We start from the raw sequence: 1,584 nt of genomic DNA, 5'->3' as shown, positions 1-1,584 counted from the left end.
GGCTCGCCGCCGGCCAGCCCGAAGGCCGGCACGCGGCGGCCGTTGCTGAGGATGCTGGCCGTCATCGGCTCCAGGAAGCGCAGGCGCCGCACGCCGCCGTCGCCGCCCCGGTGACGGCCGGCACCGCCCGAACCGTGGCGGATGGCGTAGCTGTCCAGCCGCACCGGGAAGCGGAACTCCAGCACCTCCGGGTCGGTGAGCCGGGAGTTGGTCATGTGAGTCTGCACGACGGCCGTGCCGTCGAAGTCGGGGCCGGCGCCGCTGCCGCCGGCGACCGTCTCGTAGTACTGGTGGCGCTCGTTGCCGAAGGTGAAGTTGTTCATCGTGCACTGGCTCGCCGCCATCACGCCGAGCGCGCCGTAGAGCGCATTGGTCACGCACATCGAGGTCTCGACGTTGCCGGCCACCACCGCCGCCGGCGGGCGCGGGTTCAGCAGCGAGCCTTCGGGCACCACCACCCGCAGCGGCTTCAGGCAGCCGGCGTTGAGCGGGATGTCGTCGCCCACCAGCGTGCGGAAGACGTACAGCACCGCCGCCATCGTGACCGACTTCGGTGCGTTGAAGTTGCCGTCGTCCTGCTGGGCGCTGCTGCCGCTGAAGTCGATGCAGGCGCTGCGCGCGGTGGCGTCGACGCTCACCTGCACCGCGATCTGCGCACCGTTGTCGAGCGGCAGCGTGTAGCGGCCGTTGCCGATCGTCGCGGCCAGCGCCGTGACGACGCGGCGCACGCTCTCTTCGGCGTTGTCCTGCACGTGCTGCATGTAGGCCTGCACCGTCTCCAGGCCGACCTGCGCCACCAGCGCGCGCAGCTCCTGGGCGCCCTTTCGTTGGCGGCGATCTGCGCCCGCAGGTCGGCGAGGTTCTGCGCCGGATTGCGCGCCGGGTGCGGCCCGGCGCCCAGCACGGCCAGCAGTTCGGCCTCGCGCAGCCACGGCGTGGCGCCGCCTTCGACGAGCCGGAAGTTGTCGAGCAGCACGCCCTCGTCGTCGATGCGGCGCGAGAACGGCGGCATCGACCCGGGCGTGATGCCGCCGACATCGGCATGGTGGCCGCGCGAAGCCACGTAGAACAGCGGCTTTTCTCCCTCGCCCTCCGGGAGACGGCTGGAGTGAGGGGCCAGGAACACCGGCGTCACCACCGTGATGTCCGGCAGGTGCGTGCCGCCGTGGTAGGGGTCGTTGAGCACGAACACGTCGCCCGGCAGCAGCCGAGGGTTGCGGGCGATCACGGTCTTGATCGACTCGCTCATCGAACCCAGGTGCACCGGCATGTGCGGTGCATTGGCGATCAGCTCGCCGCCGCCGTCGAACAGCGCGCAGGAGAAGTCGAGCCGCTCCTTGATGTTCACCGAGTGCGCGGTGTTCTGCAGCCGCAGGCCCATCTGCTCGGCGATGTTCATGAAGAGGTTGTTGAAGACCTCCAGGCGCACCGGATCCACCTCGGTGCCGAGCGCGGTGCGCGGCGCGCGCGGTCGCACGCGCGCCAGCTCCAGCGCGCCCTGCATCGTCACGCGGGCCTGCCAGCCCGGATCGACGACCGTCGTCGCGTTGCGCTCGGCGATGACGGCCGGCCCGTCGATGCGTG

The 1,584-nt window shown here is 71.2% G+C and carries 1 pseudogene; it reads right to left on the bottom strand.

The annotated features are described in order from the left end of the window. A pseudogene (locus tag Y694_RS21700) lies at nucleotides 1–1,584 on the bottom strand (hydantoinase B/oxoprolinase family protein); the annotation flags it as partial.

It is taken from the genome of Methylibium sp. T29-B, assembly GCF_000576225.1.
GTDB classification, from domain to species: domain Bacteria; phylum Pseudomonadota; class Gammaproteobacteria; order Burkholderiales; family Burkholderiaceae_C; genus Methylibium; species Methylibium petroleiphilum.
The sequence above is the reverse complement of the archived record's forward strand: the minus strand, read 5'-3'. Positions and strand labels throughout refer to the sequence as shown.